Source organism: Bacteroides sp. AM54-2NS, from assembly GCF_003602935.1.
GTDB classification, from domain to species: Bacteria; Bacteroidota; Bacteroidia; order Bacteroidales; family Bacteroidaceae; genus Bacteroides; species Bacteroides xylanisolvens.
On record NZ_QTMZ01000001.1, the window covers coordinates 1 to 23598 of the forward strand.

The window sequence follows — 23598 nt, forward strand, 5'->3', positions numbered from 1 at the left end:
AATATAATTAATTATATAAAGAGAATAAATATCATAAGTAAATGATAAAGACAAAACAAATGAGCCTTTGCATCTTTTTAAAACAACATTTAGCTGGCTCATTACTAAAAAAACAGATGAAGTCTACATTGAAAGAGACATTGATATCGTTTTATCTGTTTTTTAAAGACAGAAAGCATACCACGTTTTCTTCGTTAGCTTAAAAATTGATTTTTAATGGACAAACTTATTTTGTTCTACGAAATTGGGGTAATTTCGATTAGTAAGTATTATCTTTGCAAACTACAATGAGCAGCCCGGCAACAAATACTCTTTATTTATCCGGACATTGTTGCCAAATCGTTGTTCATTTGTATAAATCATTGATAATAAAAGAAATAATAGATTAATATGGCATTGCAATGTGGTATTGTAGGACTACCGAACGTGGGTAAGTCGACACTTTTCAACTGTTTGTCGAATGCGAAAGCACAGGCGGCAAATTTCCCTTTCTGTACAATTGAACCCAATGTAGGTGTAATCACTGTTCCTGACGAACGTCTGAACGCACTCGCTGAATTGGTGCACCCCCAACGAATTGTTCCTACAACTGTAGAAATCGTAGATATCGCCGGACTGGTGAAAGGCGCAAGCAAAGGTGAAGGACTGGGAAACAAGTTCCTTGCCAATATCCGTGAAACAGACGCAATTATCCACGTACTCCGTTGCTTCGATGACGACAATGTGACACACGTAGACGGAAGCGTAAATCCCGTCCGCGACAAAGAAATCATTGACTACGAACTTCAATTGAAAGACCTGGAAACCATCGAAAGCCGTATCCAGAAAGTACAGAAACAAGCACAGACGGGCGGAGACAAAGCTGCAAAGTTAGCTTACGATGTACTCGTTCAATATAAAGACGCACTGGAACAAGGAAAATCTGCACGTACAGTGACTTTTGAAACAAAAGACGAACAAAAGATTGCTCACGAACTGTTCTTATTGACCAGCAAGCCGGTAATGTATGTCTGCAATGTTGATGAAGCAAGCGCAGTAAACGGAAATAAATACGTAGATATGGTACGCGAAGCCGTAAAAGACGAGAATGCTCAAATCCTGATTGTCGCAGCCAAAACAGAAGCGGACATCGCCGAACTGGAAACGTACGAAGACCGTCAAATGTTCCTTGCCGAAGTAGGCTTGGAAGAATCGGGCGTAGCACGTCTTATCAAGTCTGCTTACAAACTCCTGAATCTTGAAACATATTTCACTGCCGGTGTACAAGAAGTACGTGCCTGGACATACGAAAAAGGATGGAAAGCTCCTCAATGTGCCGGAGTGATCCACACCGATTTTGAAAAAGGCTTTATCCGTGCCGAAGTTATCAAATACGATGATTATATCAAATACGGCTCGGAAGCAGCTGTGAAAGAAGCCGGAAAACTGGGTGTAGAAGGAAAAGAATATGTGGTGCAGGATGGCGACATCATGCATTTCCGTTTCAACGTGTGATTATCGGTTACCACCGACGACTTATTAATTACTAATTCGCTAACAATATGAAATATCTCATTGCAGGAACGGGAGGTGTAGGCGGCAGTATCGCAGGATTCTTGTCGCTGGCAGGCAAAGATGTAACCTGTATTGCCCGTGGAGCTCATTTGCAGTCGATTCAAACGAACGGTTTGAAACTGAAATCGGATTTGAAGGGCGAACATACGCTCCGGATTCCGGCAACTACCGCTGAAGAATTCAATGGAAAAGCAGATGTGATATTTGTATGCGTAAAAGGTTATTCGGTCGATTCTATCGTAGACTGATTAAAAGAGCAGCGCACAAAGACACGGTTGTCATCCCTATCCTGAATGTGTACGGCACAGGGCCACGCATACAAAAGTTGGTACCGGAAGTCACTGTCCTCGACGGCTGCATCTATATCGTAGGCTTCGTATCCGGCACCGGAGAAATCACCCAAATGGGAAAGATATTCCGGTTGGTATACGGCGCTCATCGCGGCACGGTTGTGAAGCCCGGATTGCTGGAAGCTATCCAACAAGACTTGCAGGAAGCAGGCATAAAGGTAGACCTGTCACCAGACATCAACCGGGATACGTTTATCAAATGGTCGTTTATCTCTGCAATGGCCGTAACGGGTGCTTACTACGACGTTCCGATGGGAAAAGTACAGAAACCGGGAAAGATACGGGATACATTTATCGGACTTTCTACGGAAAGCGCTGCCTTAGGAAAGAAACTAGGCGTCGAATTTCCCGAAGACCCAGTCAGCTACAACCTGAAAGTGATTGACAAGCTCGACCCCGAAAGTACCGCTTCTATGCAAAAAGACCTGGCACGCGGACACGACTCGGAAATACAAGGATTGCTCTTCGACATGATTGCAGCAGCCGAAGAACAGGGAATAGATATACCGACCTACCGGATGGTTGCAGAGAAATTCAAAAAATCTAATCATTAACATTAATCCAATATAGAATGAATACCATGCTATTATCCATCAACTGGAACCCGAATCCCGAACTATTCAACCTGTTCGGCATTTCTATCCGTTATTACGGATTACTGTGGGCAGTAGGAATATTCTTTGCTTATGTGGTTGTTCACTACCAGTACCGGGATAAAAAGATAGAGGAAAAGAAGTTTGACCCGCTTTTCTTTTACTGTTTCTTTGGTATTCTAATCGGTGCCCGCCTAGGACACTGCCTGTTCTATGACCCGGGATACTACCTGTCTCATTTTTGGGAAATGATTCTTCCTATCAAGTTCATGCCGGACGGAAACTGGAAATTTACCGGATATGAAGGACTTGCCAGCCACGGCGGTACATTAGGACTGATAATCGCCCTTTGGCTGTATTGCCGCAAGACGAAGCTCCATTATATGGACGTGCTGGATATGATTGCCGTAGCTACTCCAATCACCGCCTGCTTCATCCGCCTTGCCAACCTGATGAACTCCGAAATCATCGGCAAACCGTCTGATGTGCCTGGGCATTCGTTTTCGAACGTGTAGATATGCTCCCCCGTCATCCGGGACAGCTCTACGAAGCCATCGCTTATCTTATCCTGTTCTTCATCATGATTTACCTGTATAAGAATTACAGCAAGAAACTGCACCGTGGCTTCTTCTTCGGGCTCTGCCTGACTTACATCTTCACCTTCCGCTTTTTCATCGAATTCCTAAAAGAAAATCAGGAAGATTTTGAAAACAGCATGATGTTCAATATGGGGCAATGGCTAAGCGTTCCGTTTATCATAATAGGCGTCTATTTCATGTTCTTCTATGACAAGAAGAAAAAGAAAATAGCCTAAATCAAAAAAAGGGATTAGCGGTTCAAACATCACTAATCCCTCTTTCTTATCAATAAAACAAATGCCATTTCCCTAATGTCAGGACAACAATCGAAAACATATCCTAAGACATTATATACATTTTCAGCTTATTTCCCCCTGACTATCTTCTTAATATCATTCAGTTTATTCAGCGCTTCAATAGGAGTAAGATTATTCACATCAAGATTCAATATCTCATCGCGAATCTGACAGAGAATCGGATCGTCCAACTGGAAGAAGCTTAACTGCATACCTCCACGATTCTCGCTCACTTCTGCCAACGGTTTACCTGCTATGCCCTGTTGGCGATTATCAGATTCAAGCTGTTTCAATATCTCATTTGCACGTTTCACAATGCTTTTCGGCATACCGGCCATCTTTGCCACATGAATACCGAAAGAGTGTTCACTACCGCCACGTTCCAGTTTACGAAGGAAGATTACTTTATTATCAACTTCTTTCACCGATACATTATAATTCTTGATGCGCTTGAAAGATTTCTCCATCTCATTCAATTCATGATAATGCGTAGCAAATAATGTACGTGCTTTTGCTTTCGGATGTTCATGGATATACTCTACAATTGCCCAGGCAATGGAAATACCATCATAAGTAGAAGTACCACGACCCAATTCGTCAAATAATACCAGACTCCGGGAAGAAACATTATTCAGGATATCAGCCGCTTCATTCATCTCTACCATAAATGTAGATTCACCGACTGATATATTATCGCTCGCTCCTACACGGGTAAATATCTTATCAACTAAACCGATATGCGCACTTTCCGCAGGAACAAACGAGCCGATTTGAGCCAATAGCGTAATCAACGCCGTCTGACGCAAGAGTGCCGACTTACCGGCCATGTTCGGACCTGTAATAATAATAATCTGCTGTGTATCGCTGTCCAGCATTACATCATTGGCAATATACTTCTCACCTATCGGAAGTTGTTTTTCTATTACCGGGTGACGTCCCTGACGAATATCCAGTACGTCATTATCCTCAATAATCGGACGGATATAACGATTCTCACGGGCCACATTGGCAAATGACAACAAGCAGTCCAAACGTGCAATCTGATTCGCATTAATCTGTATCTGTGGAATAAATTCCATCAATGCCTGTACTAAGTCCGTATATAGCTGCGTTTCCAGAACCAGAATCTTATCTTCCGCTCCCAAAATCTTTTCTTCGTATTCTTTCAGTTCCTGCGTGATATAACGCTCTGCGTTGACCAACGTCTGTTTGCGAATCCATTCGGGTGGAACCTTATCCTTATGCACATTACGGACTTCGATATAATAACCGAATACATTATTATAAGCTACTTTCAAGCTCGGAATACCCGTCTCTTCGCTCTCCCGCTGCTGTATCTTTAGCAGATAATCTTTTCCTGAATAGGAGATTTGCCGCAATTCATCCAAGTCTGCGTTCACACCGTCCTGAATCACTCCACCTTTATTTATCAGTAAAGGAGGATCATTTTTAATCTCTTTGGCAATCCGGTCACGAATAGAAATACAAAGATTCAACTGTTCGCCAATGCGATTCAAGCTCGCATTATCAGCTTCCATACATGCCTGTTTTATCGGCTCAATTGCTTGCAAGGCAACTTTCAACTGAACGACTTCACGAGGCGACACACGCCCTACAGCCACTTTGGAAATAATACGTTCCAGGTCACCTATCAGATGCAACTGTTCTTCAATCAATTCCTTAAAATCTGGTTGGCGGAAGAAATATTCCACTACGTTCAAGCGTTCATTAATCGGCTTCTCATCCTTCAACGGAAAAACCATCCAACGTTTCAACAGACGCGCTCCCATCGGGCTGATCGTTCTGTCGATCACATTGATTAGACTACTGCCTCCATCATTCATATTGCCAATCAGCTCAAGGCTACGCACCGTGAACTTATCCAGACGGACGTATTTATCTTCTTCAATACGTGCCAATGAAGTGATGTGACCAATCTGCGTATGCTGCGTCATTGTCAGATACTGCAGGATAGCACCGGAAGCAATGATACCGTTTTTCAAGTGCTCCACTCCGAAACCTTTCAGATTCTTCGTTTCAAAGTGTTTCAGCAGTTTCTCACGGGCAGTCGTTTCTGTAAATACCCAGTCGTCCAGCTCGAATGTAAAGAACTTGTTACCGAAATTACCTTCAAACATCAGGCGTTTGCCACGTTCAAAAAGAATTTCCTTAGGGGCAAAGTTATTCAACAGTTTGTCTATATAATCAAAAGGTCCTTCTGCAGTAAGGAATTCACCGGTAGAAATATCGAGAAAAGCAACTCCACAGGAAGCCTTTCCGAAATGAACGGCAGCCAGGAAGTTATTCTCTTTATAGTTCAGAACATTATCATTGATAGAAACACCAGGAGTAACCAATTCGGTAATACCACGCTTCACCAGCTTCTTCGTCATTTTGGGGTCTTCGAGCTGGTCGCAGATAGCGACACGTTTTCCAGCGCGAACCAGTTTCGGAAGGTAGGTATCAAGGGCATGATGAGGAAAACCTGCCATCTCGATAGTTTTTCCTTTCCCATTGGCACGTTTTGTCAGTGTGATCCCTAAAATTTCGGCTGCAACGATGGCATCCGTAGAATATGTTTCATAAAAGTCACCGCAACGAAACAGCATCACTGCATCCGGATGTTTTGCCTTCAAATCCAGAAACTGTTTCATCATCGGGGTGAGGACGATCTCTTCTTCGTTCACGGGTGTCTCCTTTTCTTTTTTATTGAGTGCATAATGTGATTATCCTTGCAAAGATAACGGTTTTTCGGCAGAGAATCAACGGTATGCTCCGATTCAATTTTCAAAATTAATGTTACATACCTTGAAATAAGGAGGACTAATTTCTTAACAAGTAGGGGAAAACTATTAAAACGTGTTATAAAACATGCTATTTTTCTTGGATAATTTGCTAATTTCCCAAGAGTCCGTATCTTTGCAATGTGTTTTTCATAGTATTAGATTTAAGGTTAACAAAGGTTGGAGCAAGGCGTTGCTCCTTTTTTTATGCCTATACGCTTCGTCCCTATTTGATATAAACCAGCAGAACTCTCTCTTTTCAATCATCAGATTCTTTTGGCGCAATCTGAAATCCTAGAGATTCGGTTCAGAGCAACCCCACCTTTAAAAATAGATTCATTCCTGTCTCAGAAAGGAATGAAACAAATTCTTTTATAAATGCCATATTTTAGTTTTAATGTAAATATTATTACAGTAATAGATGCAATAGAAACAAATGGCGTTACCAAAAAAATGTCAATAAAACTCCTATGTATTTCTGATAGATAACACTGTTTTGTAAAGCACTGTTATCCAGTCGGTTACTATTCGGGGCTTTCCTTTAAAACCAACGCCCCGTTTCTCACCGAGAAACAACCTGTTCGACACCGAGAAACGAAGTGTTTCTCACCGAGAAACGAATTAACTGATAAAGTCCTAAACTTATAATTAAGGAAATTGTTAGTCTCTTTTATTTTTGACACTTCTATCGTAGGAATGCATATGTTGAAATATATTTCAATGATAATCTTATCATGTCCAAAATATAATGATATGGAATAAATTTATAACCATACATGAAACGAACCGTTTTGGGTATAGCAATTATGCCCCAAAATTGTCAAATTAAGCCACTTCTTTTTTGCCTTCTACAACATATCAAACTCCCCAATATGCAGTATAATGCAAAAAGCCAGTCGTAACATACCATGAACCAATTTTCTATACTTTTATAAAAATATAATAAACATCGAATGATATTCACTCAAACAAAAGCACACATTTTAAATACAAATATTATCATTTTTCTTGTTTATATCAGCTAATAATAATACATTTGCATATATTCAAACCAATATAATACAATTATGAATAAAATTACCATTTTTTCATTAACATTACTTTTCGCTCTAATTTTACCTTTATTTGCAAATGCACAGGTAACAGTGAAAGGTATTGTAACTGACGAAAGTGGGGTACCATTAGTAGGCGTATCCGTCCGCTATAAGGAGCTCCCCCAAGTCGGTGTTACCACAGATATTGATGGTAAGTTTTCCATCAAAGAGATGAAAGAAGGCAAGACACTTGTTTTTTCTTACATTGGCATGAAAAATGTAGAGCACTTATTGAAAGGAGCAACACCTTTTATCAAAATTAAAATGGAATCTGCAACAAGTGAACTGGATCAAGTTGTCGTTACAGGTTATACCCAAACTACTTTTAAGAAAATGACTGGTTCTGTCGGAATTATCTCGGCCGACCAGTTAAAAGACCAAGCCCAACCAACGGTAGACGCCTCATGCAAGGTAAAATAGCAGGAGTGGCCGTATCAGCCATATCCGGACAACCTGGTAGTACACAAAAAATACGAATCAGAGGTACCAATACAATCACCGGAGATGGTGAGCCACTATGGGTTATCGACGGAGTTCCCATGCAAAGTGGAAGTACCGATATGCCTACCAGTGCTGAAATAAAATCCGGTCAATTTGACGACTTGTTCATGAATGGTGTCGCTGGCATCAATCCCAGCGACATAGAAAGTATTACTATTTTGAAAGATGCTTCAGCCGCTGCTATTTATGGTTCGCGAGCAGCCGGTGGGGTAATTGTTGTCACCACCAAAAAAGGCAAATCAGGAAAAGCCCAAATAAACTATTCAGGCAATGTATCAGTCACTTTACCACCCCAACGGAACTACTCTTTGATGAATTCACAAGAGAAGCTTGCCTATGAACAGGGATTATGGGATGAATTCTCTGCTCCTGGATTTGAAGCCGGGGCAAATGACTATCCGGTGGTAGGAGTAGTAGGCATCATTCGTGCTGGTAGGGGAAAGTTTGCCGGATGGAGCAAAGAACAACAAGATACGTATATCGAAGAATTAGGTAAAACGAATACCGATTGGTACGATGAACTGTTTCGCAACAGTGTTTCTACCACCCACAACCTATCCATTAATGGTGGTGGAGACAAATACACCTATTATACTTCACTAGCATATACCCGCAACGCTGGTTTATTGAAAAATAATGATTACGACCGTTATAACCTGACAGCTAATCTATCAATGCACCCCAGCCAGAAAGTCAAGATTGACTTTGGGGCATCCATGTCTTATCAATATTCAAAGTCCCCGGCACTGAATAGTCTCGATCCTTTCCAATATGCTTATTTTGCCAATCCATACGAAAGTCCGTATAACGAAGACGGCAGTTACCGGGCAGATGAAACATATTATGCACTAGGAGAATATAACAATAAAAAGACTAGTTCCAAGATTATACCTGATTGTGGATTTAATGTACTTCGCGAAATGGACGAAACTTCTTCACGCACTAAGAATATAAAAACAATGGTTCGTGCAGGAATTGATTACAGCATTATCAACCATTTGCGTTTTGTGGGTCTGGCTTCATATACTTATTCCACCAACCGTCTAAAGGAAATATATGGTAAAAACACAAAAGCAGCTTTAGACAACCGTCTCTCTATCGATAACAATACTAATAAGGAATATGCTTCTATCTTGCAACGCAATGTAGATAATGAGAGCTATATGGTCCGCGGGCATTTTGCTTATGATGATTCTTTTGGAGACCACTCTGTCTCCCTTATAGCCGGTGCCGAATTCCGCGGAAGTAAATCAGACGGTTTGTACAGCAAACGATACGGTTACGACGAAATCACCGGAAATGCCATAACCCCACTTCCTGATGACCCGACAGGAGTAGGCTACGAGAAGCTGAAAGCCTATCTCGCTGCTATTGATGGCTCGAACGGAGAAACATGGAGCGAACAACGCTTTGTCTCTTTCTATGCATCTGCTGACTATTACTACAAAAACAAATATGTACTGAATGTCTCTTTCCGTACTGACGGTAGTTCTAATTTTGGTAGTGACAAACAATTTAATCCTAACTGGGCAGCCGGCGCAGCGTGGAATGTTAGTGAAGAAGATTTCATGGCTTCGCTGAAACCCGTACTGAACAGATTAACACTCCGTATAGCAACCGGATTTACTGGTAACATCAACCGTAGTGTCAGCCCACAAATGATTATCAGTTACTACGATGACTACCGGAATATTTCCAACAATATTTATCATATAGGAAAAGTAGTTAGTCCACCGAATCCCAATCTACGTTGGGAAAAGACGCAAGACGTGAAAGTGGCTCTTGATTTCGGAATGTTTAACGACCGCTTGACAGGTATAGTGGAAGGATACTACCGGAAAAGTAAAGATATTGTAACAGGTGTGCAAGTACTAAGCAGCACAGGATTCACCCAACAGAAATACAATACTGCCAATATTGACAACAAAGGTATCGAAGCTACCCTGAATGGAACTCCTGTTAAAACAAAAGATTTCAGTCTGTCTCTTTCTGCCAACATAGCTTACAACAAGAATAAAGTGACCAAATATAAAGCTTCCTATAGCAGCATGGGATATAATAACTTATGGGAGGCTATCCTGTAGACGCCATCTATAGTGGGAGATACACAGGTATTGACCCCGAAACAGGATTATATACATACCAGCTGCGTCCCGATGCTGAAATACACACAGCTACCGACTTGAATAAGCCCGATAATTACCGGTATTATCTAGGCACGAGTGAAGCTCCCGTAACCGGAGGATTTAATGTAACCGCCGAATATAAAGGTATTCGCCTTAGCGTAAACGGAACTTTTGCCACAGGAGCCAAAAATTTTGAATTCATCAAGTCGCCAACTTCAGCTAACACCGTAAGCGGTAATGGGGTATTTAATTACACAGAACGTGAACAAGTCTTCCAAAATGATTTGTTCGCACACCATCTGAATGTTCCGAAAGTAGCAGCCGACCGTTGGACGCCCAATAATACAAATGGCACTTATCCGCGCGTATGGAATCCGTTCGGTGAGGTTTACGGATTTGGCTATTATAACCCTATGCACAAAGAAATCACGCATGGAGCTTTCCTTACCAACTTATCTTATGCCAGAATTAAGAGCATCATTTTAGGATATACGCTACCTAAGAAGTTAATAAGTAATTCGGCTCTCTCCAATGTAGATTTCTCTTTGTCACTGAACAACTTCTTCACATTCACCAGCTATTCAGGCATGGATCCTGAAACCCCCGGTGCTACTTATCCGATAAGCCGTTCTGTGATGTTTAGCGTAAATGTTGGATTTTAAATAACAATAAACGATGAAAAATAAACTATTCATATCTATCTATTGTGGTCTGATGATATTGTTGGCTTCCTGCAACAATTACTTAGACGTAAAGCCCAAAGGAAAGATAATTCCTGAAACAGCTGAAGATTTTTCGACCATTATCCATTATTGGTTGGATCAGATAGAAAAAGGAAGAGATGACGTTATCATTCCCAATCCAGAAGTAATGACAACTTTAGAGATGTTTGCCGATGACTTGAATGCAACGCTTGCCAGCAATTTCGGCTATACGAGCATTTATGTGGGAAGTGCCATTAACAAAAATCAGGCCACTTACAAAACACTCTACTCTGTTATCAAAGACTGTAATATGGTTATCGGCAACATGGATGATACGGAATCCGATTTAGCTAGAACCCTATTGGGAACAGCCTGGAGCATTCGTTCTATTTGCTATTATAACCTTATGCAGCGCTACTGTGAGCCATACCAGCCGGAGACGGCAAAAGAGACTCTCGGACTTCCACTTGTCGACGATTTTGATATGGAAGCAAAGCCTGCACGCGCCAATCTGAAAGAAACTGCTGAATTTATAGAAGAAGGATTCCGGAAAGCCCTCTCATATAATGTGTCTAATGAAGACTTTATCTTTACTTCATCCGTGACAAAAGCCTACTTCGCACGTTTCTTCTTTTGGACACAGAACTGGAGTAGTGCCATTACCTATGCCAAAGAAGTATTGGAAAAATACCCGATGCTGGAAGCTGACGAATATGTAGAAGCCATTAACCAGAAACAAGCAAAAGCACACAATGTCATTATCCGTTCATTCACCATGGATGATGATATAGGAACCATGAGTTACGCAACTGCACAAGCCGATATAAAATCAAGACCTGTCGACAGAAATTTGGTTGATTTATTTGCGGCCACCGACAATGACGTACGTCGCAAATGCAACTATGATTCCAAACGGATTGTCAATAAAATCATCACCACCAAGTTTCGTAGTGAAGAACTTTGCCTGATTATAGCCGAAGCCCACGCACATCTGAATCAGGAAACAGACGCACTAGGTTATCTTAACCAGCTTCGTTCCAAACGAATCACTCAGGATTATATAGCCTACACGATTGACAATCTCCCAGAAGTTTTCCAACAAAATATAAAAACCGACGCCACTGGGATCCCTTTGACAAAATTGATGTCAGCCATCCTCTGTGAACGCCGTAAAGAATTGTTTGTTGAAGGCGACCGCTGGTTTGAATTAAAACGCAACGGACGTCCGGAATTTTGGGTCGCTGCCAAAGGAAAGAAATTTATCACAGAAAAGTATCTGTATACTTTTCCTATTCCCAAAGCAGACATCAGATTATTTCCTGATTTGCTCATTCAAAATCCAGGCTACATAGAATAATTTATCCATAAAAAACAGAAACAGTTATGAAAAAGATACTATATATCCTATGTTTCATTCTCACAGGTTCTTCCGCTTTCTTGGTTTCATGTGATAAACCGGAAGAACTGACCCCAAAAGTAGATAATACATCAGAAGATTATTTACTTCCCACCGGAAATATCCTGAATGCACAAGACCGTGAAGAAGTACAAGCATTATGGGATGAATACAACAATGCCATTAACCAATAAAAAGGGATTAAAATGAAAACAAAAATCAAAATAACAGGCTCCTTCCTGCTAATGATTATACTAATCATAGTGTCGGCAGCTTGCAGTGATGACGACTCGTCGGGTGCAAAGTTATCTTTTAGTCGCTCCATATACATATTACCTTCTAACGGTAGCCTGGAAGTGGAATTGAGAGCTTCTGTAGCACCTGAAACAGACTTAAGCATTCCTGTCATCATTGAAGGTACTGCCATATTGGATGAAGACTATGAAATTTCTGCTAACGGGTTCATGATAAAAGCCGGAGAAACAAGTGCCACTTTAACCATTACTCCCAAAAACAACCTGACTGCCAACCGTGAAATCCGCCTTTCCATCAACCCGGTTTCCGGATATGCGCTCGGTGACAAGAAAATAGCGATTATCCCCGTTGAAGTGAAAGAGCACATTATGTATACTTTCAAGCCTGTGATCTATCGTCTGTTAAGTGAAATAGACATTAGAATCGAAGTGGAAGGAGAAAATAGCGGCAGCAGTTTCAGGGCAACAACAGACATCGTGTTGCCGATAGAAATAGACCCGTCCAGTACAGCCATATTGAACGAAGATTTTGAACTTGAAAACGGAATAACTTCCGTCACCATTCCAAAAGGTTCTTACTACACACGTTTTAAGATAAAAATAAAAGAAGGAGCAGAAGATTATACAGGAAAAAACGCTATCCTTAAACTAGGTACACCAGTTGACAACTCCGAACTCTACTATCCGGGCTCATTTGTATCCTATAATATAAAACTGGATCAGTTAAAGTTTACTGACATGCTGGGCAAATGGAAACCTGTAGAGATTAAAGATAAAGACAACTATGTATATATTGGTATGCCTGACGAAGACTGGGTAAATAGTCTGCCGGAAAACAATGGAGCGAATGACTACCTGGAATTTGTACATCAAGAAGATGGTACAGATAAAATAATCCCATACCTGACGGGAGATTTAAAGAACTTCTTTTGCAATCCTCAAGGACACACTGTTGTTTTCGACCATATAGAGAAAGGCATCTATAACTGGATAGCTGACGAAGAATATGACGCTCCTTATTTCATCACCTCGCAAGTGAATCGTTGTTTCTCAAAGAGAAAAACAGAGCTTGGAAATGCATTTATAGGATTGGATAAGATAGATGATAATAATATCATCATTTACTTTCACGATTTTATACCAACTGATTTCTTCAGCTCAACGTTTGAAGAGTACGGTCATTATTTCGATGCGAGTTTCTTTGGTATAACCTACGCATTCACAAGGGTAGTAGAATAAACAAAACAGAAGAAAAACTTCATTAAAAATATAAGCCAATTAATTCATCTTATCACGAATTAATTGCTTTTTTATATCTAATCATTTTATAGATTATATCTATTTCCGCAGTGCCTTCTCAATCGTAAACAATCGGTAATCATACTCCTCTTGCATTTCCCGGTTAGGTGCTACTGATTTCGCTCTCGTAAACTCACTTTTCAAATCCAACAGACAGCCATACCAGAATGGAGCCCGTTCAGGAGCAGAAGAATAAGGAATGCTCTCAATTGCCGTCATCCCCCGGTAAGGACAGACAGTCTGAATAGTCAGTTTAGAAGAAGCATTAGCTGTCTCATCTTTCCCTTTCGGCACATTTACATTCGACCAAGAAATGACAAAACTCAGCAATTGTCCCTGTAAGAAACGTTTCCAGTCGTCAGGCTCCTTTCCTGCCCTTGTTTCCTTGAAAAGATGATTCTTCAAATCTTCAACAGCCTGCTGTTGCGTATAAGGGTCACTCGATTTGCTTTCGCTAAGCCAAAGGTTATTGAGCTGTATTAATAGCAAATTGGCGAAAAACTTCTGTGAATAGTCAGCAGCGCTACCTGTCAGCGCACAATGATTCAACAGTTCCCGATTGTCCAACCAGTTCATTTGACTGATAGCTCCATCATCCACTGGTACGAACGACGTTGCAACTCTTTGGATACCGGTTGATAAGAAGGGTAACTATCCCCTTGATAACTGTCATTCAAATAGATTCCACCAACTTGCTGCAATACATGCTTCACGTATTCATCCGCCTGATTGATAATTTCTCCATATAGTGAGGCTCGTTTTTCATAGTTGAAATCTTCCTTGTCTAACCATTGGTTTGCATTCGCCACTACTTTACCCAAATTCTCAAAAGCAATGGTTGCCGCACGAATAGCATCATTTCCCAAATCCATCTCCATTCCGCGAGGATCATAATAAGCTTTCCTGCTCTGCGGACGTTTAAAAAGCAATAATGGGTTCTGATTCCGTTCAGAAACCAGTTTCCGCAGATCCGGCAATTCTTCTTGCGGTGTTTTCTTATTCATAGGCTGATAAAGATAACGAATCGCCCAATGGTCATATTCTCCCAGTACTTGTTGCGTCAAAGGTATATCAGTACTATAATTATCAACCGAAAGTAAATAGTTCATCGGCAACTTATCCATGACTGACGCAGACAACCCATGTTGTTTTACAAACTCTTTCGATTGGAGCGAATCAACCGGATAAGCAATAGATCCTGCCATATTATCCGTCAACCCCAAACAATGCCCCCAATGCCTCAACAACAACGAAGTCAATGCTTCTTCCACCAAATCTTCATCCGGCATCAATGTACGGGCTTTCTCGTTAAAGGAAGCTGTCTGCAAGAAATAATTCAGCTGAATTTTCGAAGCTAAATTATGAGGGATATAAATATTGGCACTTATTATTTCTCCTGTCAACGGATCACTCCAATAATTATCCGTAATCTGACCGGAAGGTGAAACGACATACCGGATACAAGACTTAGTAATACTGTTGGCATCAAATCCTATATCTTTAGGGTAAGGTTTCACATCTAACGCATTAGAAAAACCTATTTTCTGAAAGCTTTTGTTCCATATCTCAGCGCTACGATACACACACTTCTGCCATTTTTCAGGCAACAGCGTATCCACATAGAAAACAACAGGTTTATCAACAGCCAGGTTCCAGCGATTCACCCAATACTGTATGTTGCTGCCTTGCTCCTTATCCGAAAAATTCACCTTGCCGCTCCATAAAGTTCCGATACGAGGATCAGCCAAACGAGGACAATAATCCCCATCTTCCGGTAATAACATAAAAGTACGCTTCACAACTGCGCTGAAGGGAATATTTTCTGCTATCGGAAAAATACCGAATAATGACATCGCTAATTCATAGCTCATATAGCATGAAATAGATACATTATCTGGATAAGAAGCTATTCCGGATATCATTGATTGTTTCTGTTTGAAAGAGGCTTTACGCTTCACCCAGCCCCCCATCGTATTGTATGCTTTCGGATCAATCGGATTCATGTATTTATCATCCTGAAAAACATAAGATGTAACGTCAATCACCAAAGCGCTGTCCGGAGAATAAGCCTTTATAGAAAACTGATTTAAAATGACATCACTGAAACTTTTTTTCAGCGCATCTCCGATACGGGAATCTTGTTCTGTCACCGGACGGTCCGCTACCTGATATAACCTAACCAAAGAATCGGACCGGCAGAATTTCACTTGTAAAGGTGCAACAGGCAAAAGCCAACAGATGATTCCTGAGGGTTACTTAGTTTATCGACTACACCTCCCATCAGCAAACGTTTACCCAACACATCTCTGGGTATTTCCATATATACTTTATCGTCTACCCAATAAAGATTCATCAGTCCTTTAGTTTCGACGCTATTCGGTTTATCCTTCAACAGTTTTTCGTATGCGCTTTTGGGTTTAACCTGCTCTATTTTCCCTTTTTTCTTTTTTTTGGCAACAGCCTCCAAAGGAGAAAAGACAAACACACCAAATACTGATAAAAAGAGCAAAAAGATATATTTATTCTTCATAATCATCTGTTTAATGCATTATTCATTTGATGAAGCAATAACTGATAATGAAGCCGCGTATCTTTATCAACATGTTGCTTCCGGCTGTTTAATAAATTACGTATGCGCAGGAAATAACCATAACACATACTATCCTGGTTTTTGGGAATAAAATACTCTGCCATTGGTTCGTCAAATCCAGCCACTGGATTAAACATACGCCCCAGATCGGACGCACAACAACATCCTTTATGCCCTACACCTGTTTTATGATGAAAAGCAGCTAACTGCCCCCATGCATCTTCTTCACTTTTCAATGATTTAGTATCTTTACTCAATCGGATTCCGGCAGTCGAAGCCAGGTGTTTGATAAACAAATTCTGCAGTTTCATTTGAGCAGCACTTAATTTACGTCCTTGTATAGTAGGATTCCATATATATGTATAAATATCATTCATACATTCATCAACATCATATCCTTCTTCTTTACCGGCTTTTAATGCCGAGAATTCTACCCGGGCAGGAGCTTTCATCAATAATTTCATCATTACATCCCGCAAAGCCTCCGATGGCTTCCCTACCATAGGCAGTACCTTCAGCACATTTTCATCATCCAGCCAATCCAAGGTCGCCAATTGCTCCAAAAAGTAATTCATTGCCTCTTTCTGCTTCTCTTTAGGTTCAACCTGCAAGGCTTCCACCTTATCACCAACCAATTTTTCATGCAAATAGATTCCTCCTATATTATGATATACATGCAACATATAAGTCAGATATTGCATGATTATACCATCGTAAATATCCGACCGATGTGTATAATCCACATCTTCTTCTCCTAGCCATTGATTCAGATTAGCCAGAATGTATTTCAGATTTTTCACTCCATATCGGGTTGCTTTCACTGCATCATCACCCAAATCTTCCGTTTGAGAACGAGGGTCGAGTATATCCGACTGCTGCTTGCCATACCGATATACAGGATTATCTGATAAATCCGTAATCCACTTCGAAGTGATGGCATATTCCTCTTCCGGAGTTTTAGCTTCCGGCACAGGTGTATAATTCCAGCGAATCAGATAATCGTCATACAAACCAAAATATGGCGGCATCATACGTACTCCCCGTTCCATATCACCAGGTTGTGCCACATAATTAAAACGCGCGTAATCCATAATGGAAGTGGTAGTACCATGCTTCTGCGTAAATGAAGGAGAACGGAGCGAATCTACGGGAATTACGGAAGAAGCACTCATATTATGCATAAATCCCAAACAATGACCCACTTCGTGAGAAACGACATAACGTAAAGCATCGTCCATCACCTCTCTTGGAATTACTTTATGACGTACACGCTTATCGGCTTGAGCAGTTTGAATAAACAGCCAATTATTCAACAATTTTATGACGTTATGGTACAGATATACCGAAGCATTCAATATTTCTCCACTACGAGGGTCAACCCACGATGGTCCCATTGCATTCTCAATCCCTATCGGAGCATAACGGATACATGAATATTTCAAATTATCCGCATCAAATTCCGGATCGTCTTTCGGAAATTCTTTAGCCTGGATAGCTTGTGTAAAACCGATTTTTTCAAATGGCTCATTCCATTGATTGACAGCTTCAAATATAGATGCTTTCCAACTTTCAGGAAAACAACTGTCTACGTAGAATACAATCGGTTTAATAGGAGTCACTTTCTTCCCTTCAATATAACCTCTCAAATCTGAAGGTTCCAAACGCCAACGATTTGCATAATAGATAGAACGAGTTGTCTGTTTAGCAGCTGAATATTCATTTTTCATTGTAGGAAAAATGCCAATTCTGCTATCCATCAATCGGGGACGATAAGGAATCGTATCCAATAATATAATCGAACGGGTTACCTTTGCGGTCAGAGGTTCGTCTTTTATGTCTTTCCCTTTGCCCCCAGTCAACGAATAAGTATAATTCAAGCAACTACGGACTGATATGTTATCTTCAAAAGCCTTAAAACCATCAATAAATGATTTGTTACTTTGAAATGAGGTCAAACGTTTACGTCCCCCTGATGTATTCACGCTGTATTTATCGAACGGGGACATTAATTTATTGTCACTTACAAAGAAATCGGTAACATCAAAAACAACTGCCGTACTGTCGTTATTATAAGCCGAAATATCAAATACTTGCAGAATGGCATTCATATTACTCATCTCAATAGCTGCCTTCAATCGGTGACCATTGTCATCACCCACATTATTGGTCTGCACTGCCGACAAGCAGACTTTATTATTCAATTTCTCAAAACGAAAATGAAGAGGTTCGGTAGGTTTCGAACCAATAATAGCATTCTTATTATCACTAATTTCTGTTACTGTAGAACCTAGTAACATATCACGTTGCAACATTAATAAGGGAAGTTCAAAATAAACTTTCTCCTTTACTTTATGTACAGTGATAAAACCTTCTGCTTTTGAATGATTAGATGAGAACAGTTTATCATAAGCAGTTTTTTCTTTCTCAACAGACTCCTTCTTTTTTGACTTTTTGCGTTTAAAAGAAATAGCATTTGCTGATACACTCCCTCCTAGTATAGAAAACACCAAAAGAGCCACCCAAATTCTTTTCATTTTGATAATAGTGTTAATTCATATTCTGTAATAGGATACAAATTTAAGAATTATAAAGAATTAACTCCAATAAAATCGACTTTTCCTCCAGAAAAACTACACAATATTTTTTGTAATACATCAACCTATAAATTACACTTCACTTATAAACTGCTCAAAACTATATTTAAAATCCTCATTCAATATTAGCTTATACTCCTTGGTGAATTGATCAAATGCAGTATATGCCATTCCCATACGTTTCAAATCCACTAAAGCACGGCACTTAACGCGAACAGACTCTTCATCTAATGAATCAAATCGCAGAATACAATTTGAGATTTGTATTCTCAAGTTATCATTTCCTACAAATTGCTTGCTATCTCTTAACCGACTCAGAAGATCAATCATTGAATCGGAATAATCTGCTTTAAAACTATCTACCCAATCAAATTGCATATTAGGAAGCAATTGACCAAATGAAGCCAGACTCAATAATTTTTCTAGATCTTCCTTATGGACCACATCTAAAGGCGCCATCTTTTGCATCAATTGATTTGCTATAGTATAATCATTATATACATGCCCCTTATTAAGAAAGTACCAATAACCATTTGCTGATGATATCTCCGTATCTCCTACCTCTTCCAACAAAAGACGTATCTTACGTATATTTACACTACGGTTATTAGAGAAACTCTCCTCGGACTTATCATACCACAACAATTCTTTTAACTTGATATTAGAAATCCCCTTATTATTCTGATTGGAATAAAGAATAATAACAGATAATAATTGACGCATAATAGGCGTAAATTTTCCGGTAATGTCTTTTAAATCCCGATTAATAACCTGAAATCCGTTTAGCATATAAATTCCTGGTGTGGTGTTCAATACAGGAGCTTCAAACGAGGAATATAGGTGGTCATTTTCTTGAATTTCTTTTTCACTATTTATATCTGAAACAACCCCTTCTTCTTTTTCACAAATATCTTGTTGTGAAATAGATATAGCTTCTTTCTTATCATGCTTTCTGCTATTCTTTAATCTCCACCCAATTCCCCCTAAACCTGCTACACAAATACATATAAACAGTAATTTCCACCAAGTCCCCCTGTTTTCCTGTACTGTTATATTTTGAATAGGCAACACTGGAGATGCAATAGAATAAATATTAGCTTCATAATTATTCCCCTCTACTTGGTGAACTGTTACAGCGTAATAACATTTTTCTGAAGCAAGATAAATTAAATCTGCATGAGAATTAACATCTAAGAAAGTATAAGGTATTGTATCACCTAAAACAGTTTCTTGTCCATTCTCCAAATTTAAATCTTTCAAAACTAGAGAAGATAGAAAACGACCTGAAGAAAAAAACAATCCTTTTGCATGTTCACCTTTTTCTATTTCATCAACTATCAACGTAGAAGCAGCTACCTCATCACAAAGATTCTCCGGCATAGCCCACTTTTTTTCCAAAGAATAATCATTCAAGTTCAATTTATACAAATCCTTATAATGAACGACCCCATACTCCTGTTTGCCCAAGTCATTTCCCAATCCTCCATAAATATAAACCAGCGAATCGGTCTTCCCTATGGCACTCAAATAGCGAGGAGTAATCACATCCGGCAACTCTCCCTTTATCACTTCACCCGATAGAGATATTCTATTCAACTCACGGGTATACAAATGAAATCCATATCCCAGAATTTGTACAATTGATGAATCTTTTGGATTGAAAAACCGATTATGTTGTGTATAAGAAGACTGCCTTTTCCGTTGGATAGGAATAGACCAACTTTTTGTTTGAAAATTGAAGAAAGACAAATTCTCCCCATCAGGCTTCTCAAAGTCATAATAAACCAACTGACTACCTTTATCTTTCAAAGGAACAAAAAGAAACTGGTTAGTGATCCGATTTACATCAATCAATGGCGAGAAAACATATTCTTTTGTTGTACTCCGTATTAAATCATATTTGACAATACGATCTTTTGCAATAAAATAACATGCCGACTGATCTTCACACGGGACAGGAAAAGTCTTGGATGAAAAAGATAACGTTTTCTTATGTTTCCAATACATATGACTATTAATAATCCATTCCGGATTTGATATAAAAGCTGTCATCTGCCGAAACTTGTCCTGAAGCAAAGTGTCAGATACTGCTTGCTCCAACGACCATTCATATTTTATGCTCCCAGGTTCCAGACCGATCTGTACATCTTTCAAAATAATAGGTGCCACGTCCGAAGTTGTGTAAGAAGCTAATTTATTAGCACCAAAGCAGACTTTAACAGAATGATTATCCGGGGCAGCAACTTTCTCTTTAGAAATAAGAGAACCATTATTTCTGACATATAACGTATCATTTTTATACTCCAATTCTATCTTTATCCTATTCCACTCATGAATATCGATAGTCGCAGAAGAATGTATCTTTCCTAAATATTGCTGGTCTTTAATCAAACACAAATAAGGCTCTTCGTTCACAGGATTAACCAATATCAGATTGAGGCTATTTTTATTGTCAACAATCATACGGCATACATAACCAAAATGCTCGCCTTTTTCCCTAATCTTCAAATCAAAAGAAACAGATAAATAATCTTTGAATCTCACTCCCTGATTGCCGGACGGTATGATGAATGAAGTACGTTCATCTTTTGAATATTCATAAGCACGAAAAGAAAGGCCTCCGATATTTTCACCACCCCAAGTGACTATAGTCTTCGAGATAAATAAAATATAAAATAACAGTCGGATATATTTCATAGCAAAAGCTTATTTGAAGCAAAGATATAAAAAATATGTTTTTTCAATCTTAGGATATTAAAATAATATAGTTACTCTGCACCAATAACGAAATATATCCGGCTATTATACTCCACATCCCTATCGAACCGGCATCCGGGACGAACGCAGTTCTCCTCTCAAATATTTAGCAGCTTCACCTGCCAGCCAAAGATAATGATCGGGTGCTTCTCCTTCATAAGTTATAAAAGAACTTTCACCCACCGGAGGTGTATTTGTACATTTAAAGAAAGCTGTCCCCTCATCTATCTCATCAAACATTGCCAAATAAAGGCTTTCTGCTCCTGCATCTACAGCACCTTTTACCTGTTTCCAGAAGAAACGTCCCCCTAATCTCGGAATCATGTTTTGCGGAGCATCCTTTTTCATGTTATGCCAACTAAAGCCCGGAAACAACACCGGTATATAATCTTTACCATTCGCTTTGCACCACTTTATATCTTCCTCTATCGATTTACGATATGCTCATACGTATTATTATCAAAACGTCCTACCAACCATGGATGGACAATATCCGCCTGTTTTACCAGTTCAAGTAATCTCGTATCAGAAACAGCATCTATCGTTAATGTCCGCCAATGAGTAGGTACACCTACCAATATGGAACAACCTTCACTCTTCAGGAAATCAATGATTTTCTTTACCTGCTCATATCCATATTTACGGCGATCATTAAACCCTATTCCCCAAACAGCAACTAACGGTTTACCATGATGATAAACATAATGATTGTTGTTCCGGGAAACTAGTTTATACTTCTCACACAGCTCTTTCCAGTCACGTATCAATATATCTTCTTCACCGGCTTCCATACCGGAAAGGTCATACATCAGGCAAATTGCCCGGTCATACTTTTCCGCCGAAAGAACAGCATTATTCAGTATCTTATTATAATTATCCTTCCCTTTCTGATTTCGTATAGAAACAACAAAACGTTGCATAAATACCCCATCAATTCCATATTGCTTCATCCATTTAAAATGCAGATCTGTAGTAGAAGCATCATACGAACTAAAAACCTTTGCTGGTGTCTCATCAGGTAACTTAAAAGCCGTTTCATAGGTTTTCTCATATTCAGAAACATCCGGCCAAAGATCAATGGTACACTTGCCCGGTTTGAACTCTTTTTCTTTTTCAAAATGTTTCCAACCCAAACCAGCACCGTCTTCAGGAGTATTAAACCAACCCTGATACCCTGCCATCACTAAATTCTTTATTGATTTGAAACGGACACGACTCATCGACTCCGTCGTTTTTGTCGCCGGATCAGACATCACCACCTCTTTAGGAAGTTGATTTAAGGCAATAAATTCACTGATAAACCGATCCGGATATACTTTCACAAGATTCATCCCTTGATACCCTGTCCCCAGCACCTTTCCTACCGGACCTATCGTTATCATTTCCATATCGTCCACCTTTCCATAAGCATTGTTATGTAAATGCCCCGCAAATATTGCGTTTACTCCATATTTCTGAAACAAACGCACATATTTCTCTCGCATAGGCAAAGAGAAATTCGAATAATTCACAGGTTCATCCATCCGCTTTAGAAAAACAGAGCAATGGGTAAAAACAAACTTGAATCTGGCATCCTTCGTTTTCTGTAATTCCTGTTCCAGCCACTTAAATTGAACTTCTTCCCTCTCCTTGTCCTCCTCTTTTATTATATTTGAATCAATACCTATAAATGCACAATCACCATACCTGAATGAAAAATGGGTTTCTCCGTAGTTTTTTTTATAATTATCTATAGAAGCTCGGCTGACCTTACCTATATCGTGATTTCCCGGAATCATATAAACCTTTACTGAAGAGTCTATTTGAGCAATCATCGACTTATAAGCAGCAATCTGTTCCTTACTCTTCGAATTATTTACAAAATCACCGGTTATCACCACAAACGGAGGTTTTAACTGATTTATAGCTGTCACAGCCTTATTCATAGCCTCTGTTTCTGCCGAAATACTCTTATTATTATCCATGAAGCCAAATTGGGGATCACTTAATTGCAAAAAGAAAAAGGGAGCAGAATCCGCAGCTATCCCATGAGATACAAAAACAGCCAAGAGAAAACAAACGACCGATATTATTTTCTTTCTCATAAATTATTTATTGTTATCACGAGATACGACGATCTGCCTGATGTG

General features: G+C 39.6%; 15 protein-coding genes and 2 pseudogenes. 9 read left to right on the top strand and 8 right to left on the bottom strand.

Features of this window, described 5'->3' with window-relative positions; genetic code table 11:
- Positions 1-390 precede the first annotated feature (390 nt).
- The 3 genes and pseudogenes from ychF (at position 391) to lgt (ending at position 3311) form a co-directional block, all read left to right on the top strand.
- Entirely contained in the window at positions 391-1494 is a 1104-nt protein-coding gene (ychF, locus tag DXA05_RS00005) for a redox-regulated ATPase YchF (protein ID WP_004298673.1), read from the top strand.
- A 47-nt stretch (positions 1495-1541) separates the two neighbouring features.
- Positions 1542-2458, top strand: a pseudogene (locus DXA05_RS00010) (ketopantoate reductase family protein).
- A 17-nt stretch (positions 2459-2475) separates the two neighbouring features.
- Positions 2476-3311: pseudogene (gene lgt / locus DXA05_RS00015) on the top strand (prolipoprotein diacylglyceryl transferase).
- Between the two features lie 128 nt (positions 3312-3439).
- Here the strand turns inward: lgt and mutS are convergent.
- A complete protein-coding gene (gene mutS / locus DXA05_RS00020) occupies positions 3440-6028 on the bottom strand; it encodes a DNA mismatch repair protein MutS (RefSeq protein WP_032849410.1) in 2589 nt (862 codons plus the stop codon).
- A gap of 1271 nt (positions 6029-7299) precedes the next feature.
- Here mutS and DXA05_RS26710 point away from each other — a divergent pair.
- From DXA05_RS26710 to DXA05_RS00045, 6 genes are read left to right on the top strand one after another with little or no spacing between them, the layout of a single operon-like run.
- Positions 7300-7668 (top strand): carboxypeptidase-like regulatory domain-containing protein, encoded by a 369-nt coding sequence (locus tag DXA05_RS26710; RefSeq protein WP_284515319.1) that lies wholly within the window; start codon positions 7300-7302, stop codon positions 7666-7668.
- On the top strand, positions 7653-9833 hold the full coding sequence (locus DXA05_RS00030; RefSeq protein ID WP_284515320.1) for a SusC/RagA family TonB-linked outer membrane protein: 2181 nt from the start codon (positions 7653-7655) through the stop codon (positions 9831-9833). The genes DXA05_RS26710 and DXA05_RS00030 overlap by 16 nt, the downstream gene beginning before the upstream one ends.
- Complete coding sequence (locus DXA05_RS26715) at positions 9815-10537, top strand: hypothetical protein (RefSeq protein WP_284515321.1); 723 nt, start codon at positions 9815-9817, stop codon at positions 10535-10537. Before DXA05_RS00030 ends, DXA05_RS26715 begins: the two co-directional genes overlap by 19 nt.
- A gap of 13 nt (positions 10538-10550) precedes the next feature.
- A complete protein-coding gene (locus tag DXA05_RS00035) occupies positions 10551-11936 on the top strand; it encodes a RagB/SusD family nutrient uptake outer membrane protein (RefSeq protein ID WP_008646868.1) in 1386 nt (461 codons plus the stop codon).
- Between the two features lie 26 nt (positions 11937-11962).
- Positions 11963-12169: a hypothetical protein gene (locus DXA05_RS00040; protein WP_008646870.1), complete on the top strand. Its 207-nt coding sequence runs from the start codon at positions 11963-11965 to the stop codon at positions 12167-12169.
- Between the two features lie 12 nt (positions 12170-12181).
- The gene (locus DXA05_RS00045; RefSeq protein WP_120144733.1) at positions 12182-13468 is read left to right on the top strand and encodes a hypothetical protein; all 1287 of its coding nucleotides are present in this window, start codon (positions 12182-12184) and stop codon (positions 13466-13468) included.
- 99 nt (positions 13469-13567) lie between these two features.
- Here the strand turns inward: DXA05_RS00045 and DXA05_RS26720 are convergent, their stop codons facing one another.
- The 7 genes from DXA05_RS26720 to DXA05_RS00065 form a co-directional block, all read right to left on the bottom strand.
- The gene (locus tag DXA05_RS26720; RefSeq protein ID WP_284515322.1) at positions 13568-14104 is read right to left on the bottom strand and encodes a hypothetical protein; all 537 of its coding nucleotides are present in this window, start codon (positions 14102-14104) and stop codon (positions 13568-13570) included.
- The gene (locus DXA05_RS26725; RefSeq protein ID WP_284515323.1) at positions 14101-15711 is read right to left on the bottom strand and encodes a zinc-dependent metalloprotease; all 1611 of its coding nucleotides are present in this window, start codon (positions 15709-15711) and stop codon (positions 14101-14103) included. Before DXA05_RS26725 ends, DXA05_RS26720 begins: the two co-directional genes overlap by 4 nt.
- 20 nt (positions 15712-15731) lie before the next feature.
- On the bottom strand, positions 15732-16058 hold the full coding sequence (locus tag DXA05_RS26730; protein ID WP_284515324.1) for a DUF5118 domain-containing protein: 327 nt from the start codon (positions 16056-16058) through the stop codon (positions 15732-15734).
- Positions 16059-16060: 2 nt separating this feature from the next.
- Positions 16061-18652: a zinc-dependent metalloprotease gene (locus tag DXA05_RS00055; RefSeq protein ID WP_120144731.1), complete on the bottom strand. Its 2592-nt coding sequence runs from the start codon at positions 18650-18652 to the stop codon at positions 16061-16063.
- A 132-nt stretch (positions 18653-18784) separates the two neighbouring features.
- Positions 18785-21409, bottom strand: coding sequence for a hypothetical protein (locus DXA05_RS00060; protein ID WP_120144730.1), 2625 nt, complete (start codon positions 21407-21409; stop codon positions 18785-18787).
- Positions 21410-21529: 120 nt separating this feature from the next.
- The gene (locus tag DXA05_RS26735; protein ID WP_284515325.1) at positions 21530-21817 is read right to left on the bottom strand and encodes a hypothetical protein; all 288 of its coding nucleotides are present in this window, start codon (positions 21815-21817) and stop codon (positions 21530-21532) included.
- Positions 21818-21894: 77 nt separating this feature from the next.
- Positions 21895-23553: a metallophosphoesterase gene (locus DXA05_RS00065; RefSeq protein ID WP_284515326.1), complete on the bottom strand. Its 1659-nt coding sequence runs from the start codon at positions 23551-23553 to the stop codon at positions 21895-21897.
- Positions 23554-23598 lie beyond the last annotated feature (45 nt).